The following is a 13,035-nucleotide window of genomic DNA, read 5'->3' as shown; positions in this document are numbered from 1 at the left end:
GCCTGTAACCTTTCAAGGCCCGTAAACTCTGCCTGGCCCCACAGGCAGGAAGGCAGGGTGGGGGAGACGGGTCAGCCGCGCTGCCTGGCATCGCACGCCTTGCGGATTTCTTCCCTGGCACGCGCGGCGAAATAGGATGCGTCATCATGGCGGGACAGGGGGCTCTCTCCTTTGTCTTTTTCCCGCCCATGATAGTTGGATCGGGCAGGCGCGCCCATCACCCAGCTTAGTGGGAATCTGTCATTCCAAGGCCGGCTGAAGCAGAAACCCCGGCCGGCCAAGCCCGCTCGTCAGGCGGGCGCCAACTGGATGACGCGCGGCCGGGCGGGGGGAAGGCCGCCATTTTCCGCTTCCTTCAACAATTTCTCCTTGCGGGCGAGCATTGCGTCGCGAAGCTGGACCAGGTTCACGTCGGTCTTCCGGCATTGGGCGAACATGCCCTCGCCCCGCATTTCTTCTTCATGGACATGGTGCTTGATCTCTTCGGAGAGCACCTTGACCTTGGCATCGAAGAAATCGTCCGAAGGATCGCCTTCCTCTATGTCGTTGACGAGCAGCTTGGCGCCGTCATGCTCGACATAGGCCTCATCCAGCGTGTCATCCTCTATCTTGCCGCGAAAGGCGGGGTAGAAGATCTCCTCCTCGATCATCGTATGGATCTTGAGTTTCAGGCAGATCTCCCGCGCCAGCGTCTTCTTGCGTGCCGATGATCCGGCCTTTTCGAACTGTTCGAACAGATCCTCCACCTTGCGGTGGTCCGCTTTCAGAAGGGCGATCGCGTCGGTGAACTGCTGATTGGCCATGGTCTTCCTCCTCCTTGGATACTCATTCCGGTGGAAGTCGCCAGCCATGCGTCGGTTCCCGGGGACAGGTTCAAAAAAAGCGCAATCCTGCTACCCGGCACACGAAGAGGGAGGATCGCAAGGGTTATCGCCCGGCGCTCCGCCGCGACTTACTCATGTCAGCAGCCCGGCGGTTTGCCGCCTTTCGGCCGAGCTTCAGCGGAACGGCGGAGTCGATGAACTGGCTGCTTTCTGATCGTTCGAGGAAGGGCAGCATGATGGATGACGCACCGCTCACCATGGCGAAACAGGATGATGCGGCGGCGCAGGCCGCAGACAGGCTGGTGGAGGCGAAGGGTGACGATCGACCGGCCGCGCGAAGATCCTCTACGATCCCCCCGGCGGCTTCAGCGCCTCAGCCAGCGAGACGGTCGCGCTGCCCCGCCGCGCGGGCTGGGCCTGGCTGGGATCCGCCTTCCATCCGCTGAGATAGAGGACAGCCATCTGTTCCGCCGTCCGCCCATCGCCATCCGCGGCCGCGGCGAAATGCCCTGCTGCCGCGATCAGCGCGTCCCTTCGCAGCGCCGGCGGGCGCGAGGCCAGCGCATTCCCGGCGCCCATTCCCCGCAGATCGTGCATCAGCCGCAGCATATCGCCATAGCGCACCGTCAGCATGTCACCATCCGCCACCGGCATGGTGAAGCCCGCGCGCGCCAGCAGGTCGCCCGCGGATCGCACATCGACCTGCGGGTGGATATGCTGCCCCGCGCGGTCCCCTTCGCCCGCCAGCAATGCGGCGCGCAGCCGGGGCAGGGACCCGCCCCCTGCGAAAGCCGCCAGCATCAGGCCGTCGGGACGCAAGATCCGCCGCATCAGGATCAGCGCGCCGGGCAGGTCGTTGACGCTGTCCAGTGTCCCGCAGGCGATCACCAGGTCGAAACTGTCGTCGGCAAAGGGCAGGGCGTCCTCGTCGGCCTGCACGCCGCCTTCCGCCTTGGCCGCCGCGAAACCGGGGTCGACGCAAACCACGCTCTTGCCCATCGCCTCCAGCGCCGCCCTCGCGCTGCCGTCGGGACAGCCGATCACCAGCACTTCCTTCAACTCGCGCTGCACGTCGCCCAGCCGGTCGAGCAGCTCGTCCAGCATCATGTGATAGAGAAAATCATGCTCGGCAAAGCGCGCCATCATCCGGTCGCGCCGTTTTGCGCGCAAGGCTCTGTCGAAGATGTCGCTGTTGGTCATGGGGCCTTGTGCATGGGCGAAGGAGCGAGGACAAGGGAGATGATGTCCCGCCTCCCGCTGCACAAGTGCGTTCCGCTTCTGAAGACCGCGCTCCGCCCGATTATCGATTATGCCTTGCCGCCGCGCTGTCCCGGCTGCGGCGAGATCGTGGATGCGGAAGATGCTTTCTGCCTGGCCTGTTGGAGCGGGATGCGGTTTCTGGGCGCGCCCTGCTGCGCCAGTTGTGGATTGCCTTTTGAATATGATCAGGGGGAAGGGGCGGAATGCGGTGCCTGTCTGGCTGATCCGCCGTCCTATGACAGTGCGCGGGCGGTGCTCGCCTATGGCGACGTCGCCCGCGCCGTAGCGCTGCGCCTGAAATATGGGCGGCGCATCGGCCTCTCCCGGCTCATTGCGAAGCAGATGGTTCGGCACGTCCCGGCCGTCCAGGACCCGGTCATCGTGCCGGTTCCCCTGCACCGTTGGCGCCTGTGGTGGCGCGGCTTCAACCAGTCGGCGCTGATCGCCCGTCATCTCGCGCGGTTGACTGGCTTGCCTGTCGACAGCCACGCTCTCCTCCGCACCCGGCGGACCAGGCCGCTGCGCGGGATGACCCCGAAGGCGAGGGCGCGGGCGGTCAGCGGAGCGTTCGCCCTGGCGCCGGCCCATCAGTTCAAGGGCCGTGCGGTTCTGCTGATCGACGATGTGCATACCAGCGGCGCCACGGCGGCGGCCTGCGCCAAAACGCTGAAACGCGGCGGCGCCGCAAGCGTTCATCTGCTGTGCTGGGCGCGGGTGGTGCCGGATGCCGCCAATTGACAAACAGCCGCCAAACCACAATTTCGACGATCAAGGAGCAAAATATGGCGAAGGTCGAAATCTATACCAAGGCCTGGTGCGGCTATTGCGCCCGGGCGAAGGCCCTGTTGAGCGACAAGGGCGTCGCGTTCGAGGAATATGACATCACCATGGGTGGTCCGAAGCGGCAGGAAATGCTGGAACGCGCCAATGGCGGGGCGACGGTGCCGCAAATCTTCATCGATGGCCTGCATATCGGCGGCAGCGACGACATCGCGACGCTCGACCGGCAGGGCAAGCTCGACGCTTTGTTGGAGGCATAGGCGAAATGCGCGCGGCCATCTTCCAGATGACCAGCGGGATCGATCCTGCCGCCAATGCCGCCGCCATTGCCGATATGGCAGCGCGCGCCAAGGCGGATGGCGCGGATATGCTCTTCACTCCGGAAATGGCGGGCTATCTGGACCGGGACCGGAAAAGGGCAGCGGCGACCCTGCATTCGGAGGGGGATGACCCGGTCCTTGCGGCCGTGCGCGAGGCCGCGGCCAAGCAGGGGTTGTGGGTCCATCTCGGCTCCACCCCGTTGAAAGACGAGCGCAGCGACGGCCGTTGGGCCAATCGCAGCTTCATGATTGACGACAGTGGCGAGATCCGCGCCCGTTACGACAAGATCCATCTGTTCGATGTCGACCTGGCGACGGGCGAAAGCTGGCGGGAATCGTCGGTCTATGGACCGGGCGAACGGATCGTGGCGGTCGATACGCCATGGGCGCGCATGGGAATGTCGGTCTGCTATGACATGCGCTTTCCCGATCTTTATCGTGCGCTTACCAATGCGGGTGCGACGGTGTTGCTGATGCCAGCCGCTTTCACCGTGCCGACGGGAAAGGCGCACTGGCACATCCTGCTGCGGGCGCGGGCCATAGAGGCGGGCTGCTTCGTCGTTGCCGCCGCGCAGACGGGCCGCCATGCCGACGGCCGCGAGACATATGGACACAGCCTGGTCGTCGATCCATGGGGGGACATCGTGCTCGACATGGGTGAACCAGCCGGCCTTGCTCTTGCAGAGATCGACCTGTCGCGCGTAGAGGACGTCCGCGGGCGGGTGCCTGCGCTCGCCAACAGGCGATCCTTGCCCATGGATGTTACGCTATCGTGATCGTTTTCGACCTTAAATGCGAATCCCAAGGACATGTGTTCGAGGCATGGTTCGGTTCCAGCGCCGATTATGAGGATCAGAAGGCGCGAGGGCTGCTAACCTGCCCGCTTTGCGGCGATGAACATGTGGGCAAGGCGGTGATGGCCCCCGCCGTCGCGCCCAAGGGCAACAGTCGCCCGGAAATCGTGCCGCAGGCGGCTTCCTCCGATGATGCATCCATCGCCATGGGCGCCGGGGAAGAGGCGAAGATGCGTGAATTGGTGCTCGCGCTCGCCAAGGCGCAGCAAAAGGCGCTGGAGGATTCAACCTGGGTCGGGCGCGATTTCGCGGAACAGGCCCGTGCCATGCATTATGGCGAGCAGGACCGCGCCAGCATCCATGGCGAAGTGGCGCTCAACGAGGCACGCGCCCTGATGGCGGAAGGGGTGGAGGTCGCGCCACTGCCTTTTCCGGTGCTGCCCCCCGAAGCGAAGAATTGACCGCGCCCCATTCGCAGAATAGAGCCGTCGACGGGCACCCGTAGCTCAGCAGGATAGAGCATCAGATTCCTAATCTGAGGGCCATGGGTTCGAATCCCGTCGGGTGCACCACTTCTTTCCAGGAATCGCCAGTGTCCGGGAGACCGGCCGGCGGCCCGAATTGCTCACGCGTTATCCGTGGGTTGTGAGGGCGTGTTTGGCTCTGGCGCAATTGGAGACCAGATTGGCCTAACGACGCCGGCGCGGCCAATGCCCGACGTTCGCCGGTCGGTTGGCCGCCCTAAGCGCCGCATCCCGATCACAATGCCGCTCACCGAGATGATTGCCCCGACAATCAACCAAACCCACATCCATATATCCCAAAGGGGCCGTTGACGGATGAGCACATCGAAATCCCAGCGATGCAGCCCATCGAACAGCCAGCGATAGAGGCGGCGGCGAGCGTCCATGTCGCGCAGCACCTCGCCTGTGCGGGGGCTGATATAGACCCAACTGTCATTCATGTCGGCGAAGCGGATGCGCAACACCGGCAATTCCACGCTTCCCTTGGCTTCATACCAATAGGCATCGGACTTGGTGAGCCAGTCGGCCGCTTCCATCCGAGCGTCGGGAACCAGCCGATGGGCGGTGCGGATCAGGCGGCGTGGCTCGAGCTTCACCGGCTTCAAGCTCCGCGCATCGAGGATCGCATCCTGTCCACCCGGTCGGGAGAAGATCAGCAAAGGCGTGTTGTCGGTCCATATCAGCCGCATCTGACGCGCGCCCGCAGCCTCTGGTGTGCTGCCGACGTGCTGCCAGTCCAGCGCAGGGGGCATCCCTGCTCCGGCATAAGCGGCACGAGCCGCATCGCTCAGACCTTTGCTGGCGAACCAGCGGTTGGGATCGACGGAGAGCCAGCCGCTGACGATCCATGCGACCAACAGGGTGCCGCCGAGCAACCCCGTGACATGATGCCACCGCTGCCAGCCGCGATAGGGCGAAATCCGCCCGCCCTTGTAGCGGCGGCGCAGCCGCATACGCAGCACCCCGATCCACATGCCGCTGACCGCCCCTATGATGCTTGCCCCGGAGGTCCAGAGGATCACCTGCCTCCACAGTGGCTGGTCCTGACGCAGCACGGTCGGATAAATCCAGTGGGGAACCGATCCGAGCCAGTTCCAGAACCGCTCTGTGCGGTTCGTGTCCAGCACCACCGTTCCGGTGGTCGATGCGATGTAGAGGACCAACCCATCCGGCCGGTCGAGCGTCACCTTCCACAATGGCCGATAGCGGTTAAACCCGCTGCCAACCGTCCATTGATCCCGCTCGATCAGATCCACGGCGGAGGCAGGCGCTTTGCCGAACGCGGCAGCGATGCCGCCAGCCTGGCGAGCCGTGACAGGAGCGATGGCGCGCCCGCTCATTGCCGCCGCCGCCCCGTCGTGCAGCCAGACGGGACCGTCCAACCCTTGTTGCAACACGGCGTCGGCCTGAACACTCCCATGGACCTGCTTCCAGTCGATGGGTGCCAATCCCGCCAGCCGCTCCTGCTGGGTCAGCGACGGGAAAGGCACATACATCATGACGATGCCCGACAGGAACCACATCGCCAGCAACAGGCATGTCACTATGCCCAGCCAGCGATGGGTCAGATACAGCCATCGCTTGCCGCGATGACGCCACCGGGCGCGTGCGTCAGAAATGAGCCGTCACCGAAATGTCGATGGAACGGGGGCGGCCCAATATCCACTGCTCGTCATTATAGGTGGTGGTCGCATAATCCTTGTCAAAGAGATTATAGACCCGCAGGTTCGCCGCGAGATTGGGGGTGAACGCATAGGTCAACCCCGCATCCACCACGGCATAGCCCGGCACCCGGTGGCTGTTGGCGTTGTCCGAGAAGCTCCGGCCGACATAGCGCAAACTGGCATTGGCCCGCAGCGCGTCAATGGGCGCCCAATAGACGGACAGGTTCGCCGCTACTTCAGGCACATTGGGTGGCGTGTTGCCGGTATAGCTGGTGCCGCCGCTGATGAAGTCATCGAAATTAGCGTCCAGCACTGTGCCATTCGCGTCGATGCCGAAGCGGTCGGTCAGTTGCAGCGTCACCGAAGCCTCCACACCCTTGGCGGACCGCTGGCCGATCTGTTCTATGGGACTAGTCGGCGTCTGCTGCGCCACCAGCTTCTTCTTGACGATACGATAGGCCGCCAGAGTGGCGCTGCCCTTGCCATCGAGGAACATGGCCTTGATGCCGCCCTCGACCTGATCGCCGGTCGCGTTGGTGAAGGCGAACTGGGTCGCATTGGTGGTGAAGGTGGTCAGCGTGCCGAGCGGATCTACGCCGGTCGAATATTGCCCATAGAACGAGATATTGGAGGTCGGCCGATAGACGCCGCCGATCCGCCAAGTGGTGTTGCGGAATTTCCGATTGGTCGCACCATTGGGAAAGGCATTGACCTCGCTGGTGCTGCCGTCCGGGTTATAGACGATGTTCCAGCGTTGCACCTTGTCACGCTCGTGCCGGATGCCTGCGACCACCGAAAGCTGATCGGTCAGCGCCAAGCGGTCTTCGGCAAAGAAGCTATATTCGTTGGTCCGCGTGCGATAGCGGGGCGCGATGCCCTGCGTGTCGTAGAACAGGCCCGGATCGAAGTCGAAGGGATCGACAGCATCCTCCTGTGGGTCCGATCCGAAATCATTGGAATAAGTGAGCTTGATGAGATTGGCGTCGAAGCCGACGACCAGATCGTTTTTCAGGCCCGCAATCGGCTTGCTAATGCGGATGGTCGCCTGATCGCCATATTGGGTCTGGTCATGGAAGATGCCCAGATTGTCCATTCGGTTGATCAAGCCGGTGTCGTCATTGTAGAAATAGCTCTCCAGATTTTTGAACAGACGCTTGCTGGTAAGGCGATAGGCGGCGTTGGAGAGGGTGATGCCTTCGGCCACCGTCCAGTCGGCGGTCAGCGTGGTCCGATTGTCGCGATAGTGCAGGCTGGCGTCGGCGACATTATAGTTGCGCCGCTGGTTGTCCTTCACCAACGCCCCGTCGATCAGTGGCGTGCCGAAATATTCCATCGGCCGCTGATTGCCATAGTCGTTACGCAGGGTGAGCGTGAAGCTGTCGCTTGGCCGGAAGCGCAGCGCACCCGAGAGCGCGAGGCTCTTGGAATGGCCACGGTCGACATACCCGTCCGACGCCCGGTAGCTGGCGTCGATCCGGTAGGAGAGCATCTCGCCCAGCGGTCCACCGACACCTGCCGCCGCGCGCCAGCTATCCTGCGAGCCATATCCTGCTTCCGCGTCAAATTCGGTGCGTTCGGCATTGGGGGATCTGGTGATGATGTTCACCGCGCCGCCCAGTGCGCCCTGTCCGTAGAGCACGGAGGCGGGGCCGTTCAGCAATTCGATCCGCTCGACATTCCACGGATCGGTGGGGAAGGTGATCGTGCCCGCGACCGGGAACAGCCGGACACCATCAACCAGTTGCAGCACTGAACCCTGACCGGAAAAGCCGCGCAGCGACAGGGCCGTGCCGCCATTGCCCGGATTGGCGGAGGTGGTGACGCCCGGTGCACGGGTTACGGCCGACATTATGTCCAGATCGCCCCGAGCGCGGATCGCGTCGCCATCAATCTGTGCGACGCTGGCTGGCGTTTCGAGCGCGGTCAGCCCCAGGCGCGATCCGGTTTCCGTCTCTTGGAGCAATGCTCCCGGCCGAACGCCCGACACGATGATTTCGGCTGAGCTGTCCGCGGCGGTTTCCGCGCCGGCCTGCTGCGTCGTGGTGGCGGCCAGCCCGGTGGCCAGCCAAAATCCTACATTTTTCCATTCCATTGCATGTCTTCCCGGCGTCACGCGACATTCGGGTGGAGACGTGCCGCCAGCGACGGTCGGCGCACGTCAGCAGCCGGACGCCATAGAGCGACCGCCACGCGAACCGATGCGGCCTCCACCGCCCGTTCGTCGCTCAAACGGAAAGATACCGTGCCTTGGCCATCCCCTGGACCGGGCAAGAGCGACCAGACGCTGGCAGGTCTCCTGGCTCGCGGGTCATAGCTTGATGCACGGCCTTCCCAGACCTCGCAGGATTTAGCGTCCGGTCCAGTGGCTGCCTCCTCACACTGGAGGAAGCGATATGCATCGCGCTCGCCGCTTACAGTTGCAGGGACAGCCCCGGATTTGGATGGCCGGAGCCATCCTCACCGCGTTCCCTTTTAAGCCTCTTTCGAGGCACCGGCGCGATCATGCCCGGGACGATGAAGCCATCGTCCCGGGCAGAGGTGCGTTAGCGGGAGGGTCAATGCTCCGCAAGAGCCTAATCTCACGCCGCCGCGAGACCGAGCCAAGGCGAGATGGCCGATATCCGCATGAGAACCAGGCGCTTAACCAGCGACAACAGGACACGGGATATCGCGAGTATGGGCCAGAACCCGGCTGAGTCCGTCGTACAGCCGGATGCCATGGTTGCTGATCCTGATTTTCGCCGTGCCGGGCTGCTAGCCGTCAATCAACATTGCGGCGCTATCGCGACTGCCGAATGGTCAGACTCGGCATCAACCGAAATTCCGGCTTCCTTGCGCTCGGAATAGCGATCCACAAGTTGCGCCGCATGCGGTCGCATAAGTACCGTAAAGCGGACCAATTCCTCCATCACATCGACGATGCGCTCGTAGTAGCTCGACGCCCGCATCCGGCCGTCTTGGTCGAACTCCTTGTAAGCCATCGCCACCGACGACTGGTTGGGGATCGTGAACATCCGCATCCAGCGACCCAGCAGGCGCAGCGTGTTGACGGCATTGAACGATTGGGAGCCGCCGGACACCTGCATGACTGCAAGCGTCCGCCCTTGCGTCGGCCGCATCCCGCGAATCTGGAGCGGCAGGTGGTCGATCTGCGTCTTCATGATGCCGCTGATTTGGCCGTGCCGTTCCGGGCTGCACCAGACCATGCCTTCCGACCACAGCGCATGCTCGCGCAATTCATGCACCGCAGGGTGATCGTCTCCCGCCACCTGATCTGGCAGCGGCAGGTCGCTGGGATCGAAGATCCGCGTCTCAGCACCGAAATATTGCAGCAGGCGGGCGGCCTCTTCCACGGCGAGGCGAGAGAAGGAGCGCTCTCGCAGCGAGCCGTAGAGCAGTAGAAAGCGCAGAGGCGGCTGGTCCGGGCCAAGGCCAGCGGCGGGACGAGCCAGCGCAAAGGCCTTGTCCAAGGCAGGCAGATGATCGGGGGCGGTGAGTTCACGCAATCTCATGCGGCAATGGCTTTCTCATACCAGGGACGGGTTCGCTTTACCAAGGCGACAATGGACAGCATCACCGGCACTTCCACCAGCACGCCTACGACCGTTGCCAGCGCGGCGCCGGAACTGAGCCCAAAGAGGCTGATGGCGGCGGCCACAGCCAGTTCGAAGAAGTTGGAGGCGCCGATCAGCGCCGAAGGGCCGGCGACGCACCACGCCACGCCGAAACGGCGGCTGAGCCAGTAGGCGATGCCGGCGTTGAGATAGACCTGAAACAGGATCGGCACGGCAATCAGCGCGATCACCAGCGGTTGCCGGATGATCTGCTCACCCTGGAAGCCGAACAGCAGCACCAGCGTCAGCAGCAGGCTGGCAAGGCTGATCGGGCTGATGGCGGACAGGAAATGCTGAAGTCCCTTCTCGCCGCCGCGAAGAAGCGCTCGGCGGAGCAGTTGGGAGATGATAACCGGGACGACGATGTAGAGCCCCACCGACAGCGCCAGTGTGTTCCACGGCACGGTGATTGATGCCACGCCCAACAGCAGGCCGACGAGCGGTGCGAAGGCAAAGATCATGATCAAGTCGTTCAGTGCCACCTGGCTCAATGTGTAGTTCGGCTCACCGTCGACAAGGTTCGACCAGACGAAGACCATTGCCGTGCATGGCGCTGCGGCCAGCAGGATCAGGCCCGCAATATAGGACGAGGATGCGCCTGCCGGCAGCATCGGGACGAACAAATAGCGGAGGAAGAACGTCCCGAGCAGCGCCATCGAGAATGGCTTGATCGCCCAGTTCACCACAAGGGTGACGCCGATACCGCGCCAGTGTTGCCGAAGGCTATGCAGCGCGCCGAAATCGACCCGCAGCAGCATCGGGATGATCATCAACCAGATCAGCCCCGCAACGACGAGGTTGACGTTGGCGATCTCCAGCGCTGCGATGGTCTCGAAGGCGCTCGGGAGCAAATGGCCAAGACCGATCCCGATCGCGATGCACAGGGCCACCCACAGCGAGAGATAGCGTTCGAACAGCGACATGGTCGTCAGTCCTTCCCGGAAGCAGCCGGCGCGGTCGCGATGCCGCCGCCCAAGGGAAGCTGCATGTAAACCGTGTCGAGCCAGCGGCCTGCCTTCCAGCCCATGCCGGTGAGGCGACCGACATGCTCAAAACCGCAGGACGCGTGGAGCGCTACGGAGGCAGGTTCACCCCCGCCGATGACGGCGACCATCTGCCGGAAGCCATGGGCTTCAGCGGCCTTCAGCAAGGCCATGAGGAGCAGCTTGCCGATGCCGCTACCGCGCCTGTCGTGCGCCACGTAGATGCTGTTCTCGCAGGCATAAGCGTAGGCCGGCCGATCGCGGAACTGCGTGGCGTAGGCATAGCCCACCACCTCAGATCCATCGCAGGCAACAAGGAATGGCCAGTCTCGTCCGGTCAGCGTTCGTATCTTGGCTTCGGTCTCCTCTTCGGTCGGTGGCACGATTTCGTAGGTCGCCGTGCCGTGCAAGACGTGATGCGCGTAGATGGCGGCAATGGCACCGGCATCGCCGATCGTTGCGTCGCGAACCGAAAGGGTCATCGCCTCGTCGCTTCCACGACTTCGCCGTCTTCCTTGACAAATGGGCAGCGCTGCCCGGCCGGCAGCAGATCCAGGACTTCTTCGGAAGGCCGGCAGAGCTTCACACCCAGCGGAGACACCACCAGCGGACGGTTGATGAGGACGGGATGCTCCATCATCGCGTCGATCAGCGCGTCATCGGCCAGGCTTTCGTCGCCCAGGCCCAGTTCGGCAAAAGGCGTGCCTTTCTCGCGCAGCAGGGCGCGCGGGGTGATGCCGGCCCGACCCATGAGTTGCACCAGGAGCGCGCGGCTTGGCGGCGTCTTCAGATACTCGACCACATGGGGTTCGATGCCCGCATTGCGGATCATGGCCAGGGCATTGCGAGAGGTTCCGCAAAGCGGGTTATGGTAGATCACGATATCGGTCATCATCGCCTCTTCAGCAGCAGATAAGTTCGGCCAGCAGCGGCTCGCACAGTTCGGCGCGTCCCTGGCAGCAATCCTTGGCCAGATAGACCATCAGTCCGCGCAACGCGTCGAGATTGGCGCGCTGGATTTGTTGGCGGCCACGCTTCTCCGACAGTACCAGTCCGGCTTTCACCATGACGGCGAGGTGCGTTGAGAAGGTGCTCTGGGTCAGGCCGGAGGCCTCGACCAGCTCGCCGGTCGACAGGCCGTCAGGCTCATGTCGGATCAGCAGCCGAAACGCATCAAGACGCGTGGGATGGCCAAGAGCCGAGAGGACCGAAAGTGCTTCGCTGGTGTCCATGCATCGTAATTATCCGATGCATTTGGCCTCGTCAAGGATGCATCGAATATTTCCGATCAGTTCCCCAATTATCCGGTCAATGACAGTATGGATCAGCCTCAAAATTGAAGGCGCATTCTGGAATCGGCAAATTTTTGGCAACCGAATTGCAAAAGTGGACCGACCGGACCTGGGAACGGAAAATCAGGAACTGGAGCAACTTGCGGAATTTGCCCTCGTCGGACGCGGGCGATTGCTGCGGGCGGGAAGTGCTCTCATTCGGCGCCGACAGGGCGCCGTCGTCCAAGATTGCAAATTTGCCTCGGTACGCCAAATAATGGCGGTGCGGTCGTTACGGCCGGCGGCCTGATCTTCATCGCGGCGTCGACGGACGATTTGTTCAAGGCCATCGACATGAGGACCGGTAAAATCCTCTGGCAGCAGGCGCTCCCCGCCGGCGGTCAGGCGACGCCGATGGTCTATGAGCAGAATGGGCGTGAATATGTCGTCCTGATGACCGGGGGCCATCACTTCATGAAAACGCCGATCGGCGATCAGGTAATCGCCTGGGCGCTCCCTGTCGCGAAGGACGGGGTTCTATGACGCCTTGCCCAGCTGAAGGCTGTCGAATGTCTCCCGGGCCTTCCGAAACCGCTCCGCATTCTCGACGATCCATGTCCATAGAGGGACCATCCGGACAAGCAGCTCAAGGCCGGAATCGGACAGCTGATATTCGACGCGAGGGGGCACCTCCTCGAAATCGTGGCGGATCACCAACCCGTCGCGCTCCAACTGGCGAAGGGTGCGGGTCAGCATTCGTTGCGTAACGCCATGCATGCGCCGGCCGATTTCCGCATGGCGCAGTTGGCCGTACACGCCGAGCGTGTGAATGACGCCCAGCGACCAGCGATTGCCGGCATGGGCCAGAACCTCTCGCCGCAAGCCGTCGTCGTCGTCTCTCAGGCCGTCGCAAACGGTCTGAGAATATTCGAGAATGTCCTCCGGATTCAATAATCCGGCCCCAGTATCACGCATGTGCCTTCTTTCGCGCTTGTCCATGG

At 63.1% G+C, this 13,035-nt stretch carries 15 protein-coding genes, 1 tRNA gene and 1 riboswitch; of the genes, 6 read left to right on the top strand and 10 right to left on the bottom strand.

Features of this window, described 5'->3' with window-relative positions:
• Window positions 1–290: 290 nt before the first annotated feature.
• A complete protein-coding gene (locus tag ACN9MX_RS07005; protein ID WP_426387444.1) occupies window positions 291–803 on the bottom strand; it encodes a hemerythrin domain-containing protein in 513 nt (170 codons plus the stop codon).
• A 366-nt stretch (window positions 804–1,169) separates the two neighbouring features.
• Entirely contained in the window at window positions 1,170–2,024 is an 855-nt protein-coding gene (locus ACN9MX_RS07000; protein ID WP_426387443.1) for a class I SAM-dependent methyltransferase, read from the bottom strand.
• Window positions 2,025–2,063: 39 nt separating this feature from the next.
• Between ACN9MX_RS07000 and ACN9MX_RS06995 the strand changes: the two genes are divergently transcribed.
• The 5 genes from ACN9MX_RS06995 to ACN9MX_RS06975 all read left to right on the top strand — a co-directional run bounded on the left by ACN9MX_RS06995 (window position 2,064) and on the right by ACN9MX_RS06975 (window position 4,550).
• Window positions 2,064–2,822, top strand: coding sequence for a double zinc ribbon domain-containing protein (locus tag ACN9MX_RS06995; RefSeq protein ID WP_426387442.1), 759 nt, complete (start codon window positions 2,064–2,066; stop codon window positions 2,820–2,822).
• Window positions 2,823–2,866: 44 nt separating this feature from the next.
• On the top strand, window positions 2,867–3,124 hold the full coding sequence (gene grxC / locus ACN9MX_RS06990) for a glutaredoxin 3 (RefSeq protein ID WP_133653758.1): 258 nt from the start codon (window positions 2,867–2,869) through the stop codon (window positions 3,122–3,124).
• A gap of 5 nt (window positions 3,125–3,129) precedes the next feature.
• Window positions 3,130–3,960, top strand: a complete 831-nt coding sequence (locus ACN9MX_RS06985; RefSeq protein ID WP_133653759.1) for a carbon-nitrogen hydrolase family protein — start codon at window positions 3,130–3,132, stop codon at window positions 3,958–3,960.
• On the top strand, window positions 3,957–4,439 hold the full coding sequence (locus tag ACN9MX_RS06980; protein WP_426387441.1) for a DUF1178 family protein: 483 nt from the start codon (window positions 3,957–3,959) through the stop codon (window positions 4,437–4,439). The genes ACN9MX_RS06985 and ACN9MX_RS06980 overlap by 4 nt, the downstream gene beginning before the upstream one ends.
• A gap of 34 nt (window positions 4,440–4,473) precedes the next feature.
• Window positions 4,474–4,550 (top strand) — tRNA-Arg (locus tag ACN9MX_RS06975).
• 53 nt (window positions 4,551–4,603) lie between these two features.
• Here the strand turns inward: ACN9MX_RS06975 and ACN9MX_RS06970 are convergent.
• The 7 genes from ACN9MX_RS06970 to ACN9MX_RS06940 all read right to left on the bottom strand — a co-directional run bounded on the left by ACN9MX_RS06970 (window position 4,604) and on the right by ACN9MX_RS06940 (window position 11,995).
• Complete coding sequence (locus tag ACN9MX_RS06970) at window positions 4,604–6,046, bottom strand: PepSY domain-containing protein (RefSeq protein ID WP_426387440.1); 1,443 nt, start codon at window positions 6,044–6,046, stop codon at window positions 4,604–4,606.
• 67 nt (window positions 6,047–6,113) lie between these two features.
• Window positions 6,114–8,258: a TonB-dependent receptor gene (locus ACN9MX_RS06965; RefSeq protein WP_426387439.1), complete on the bottom strand. Its 2,145-nt coding sequence runs from the start codon at window positions 8,256–8,258 to the stop codon at window positions 6,114–6,116.
• Window positions 8,259–8,435: 177 nt separating this feature from the next.
• Window positions 8,436–8,677, bottom strand: a riboswitch (cobalamin riboswitch).
• A gap of 254 nt (window positions 8,678–8,931) precedes the next feature.
• On the bottom strand, window positions 8,932–9,678 hold the full coding sequence (gene arsH / locus ACN9MX_RS06960) for an arsenical resistance protein ArsH (RefSeq protein ID WP_426387437.1): 747 nt from the start codon (window positions 9,676–9,678) through the stop codon (window positions 8,932–8,934).
• Window positions 9,675–10,703, bottom strand: a complete 1,029-nt coding sequence (gene arsB / locus ACN9MX_RS06955; protein WP_426387436.1) for an ACR3 family arsenite efflux transporter — start codon at window positions 10,701–10,703, stop codon at window positions 9,675–9,677. The genes arsH and arsB overlap by 4 nt, the downstream gene beginning before the upstream one ends.
• A 5-nt stretch (window positions 10,704–10,708) precedes the next feature.
• Window positions 10,709–11,245 (bottom strand): GNAT family N-acetyltransferase, encoded by a 537-nt coding sequence (locus tag ACN9MX_RS06950; RefSeq protein ID WP_363735851.1) that lies wholly within the window; start codon window positions 11,243–11,245, stop codon window positions 10,709–10,711.
• Window positions 11,242–11,655: an arsenate reductase (glutaredoxin) gene (gene arsC, locus ACN9MX_RS06945; protein WP_426387487.1), complete on the bottom strand. Its 414-nt coding sequence runs from the start codon at window positions 11,653–11,655 to the stop codon at window positions 11,242–11,244. Before arsC ends, ACN9MX_RS06950 begins: the two co-directional genes overlap by 4 nt.
• 10 nt (window positions 11,656–11,665) lie before the next feature.
• Window positions 11,666–11,995 (bottom strand): ArsR/SmtB family transcription factor, encoded by a 330-nt coding sequence (locus ACN9MX_RS06940; RefSeq protein WP_363735852.1) that lies wholly within the window; start codon window positions 11,993–11,995, stop codon window positions 11,666–11,668.
• Window positions 11,996–12,283: 288 nt separating this feature from the next.
• Between ACN9MX_RS06940 and ACN9MX_RS06935 the strand changes: the two genes are divergently transcribed.
• Window positions 12,284–12,577: a hypothetical protein gene (locus ACN9MX_RS06935; RefSeq protein ID WP_426387435.1), complete on the top strand. Its 294-nt coding sequence runs from the start codon at window positions 12,284–12,286 to the stop codon at window positions 12,575–12,577.
• Here ACN9MX_RS06935 and ACN9MX_RS06930 read toward each other — a convergent pair.
• Window positions 12,572–13,033, bottom strand: a complete 462-nt coding sequence (locus tag ACN9MX_RS06930; protein WP_363735854.1) for a winged helix-turn-helix transcriptional regulator — start codon at window positions 13,031–13,033, stop codon at window positions 12,572–12,574. The genes ACN9MX_RS06935 and ACN9MX_RS06930 overlap by 6 nt on opposite strands.
• Between the last annotated feature and the right edge of the window lie 2 nt (window positions 13,034–13,035).

The organism is Sphingobium sp. R-21, assembly GCF_049913335.1.
GTDB lineage: Bacteria > Pseudomonadota > Alphaproteobacteria > Sphingomonadales > Sphingomonadaceae > Sphingobium.
Note: the sequence above shows the minus strand (reverse complement) of the source record. Positions and strands in the feature narration are given on the sequence as shown.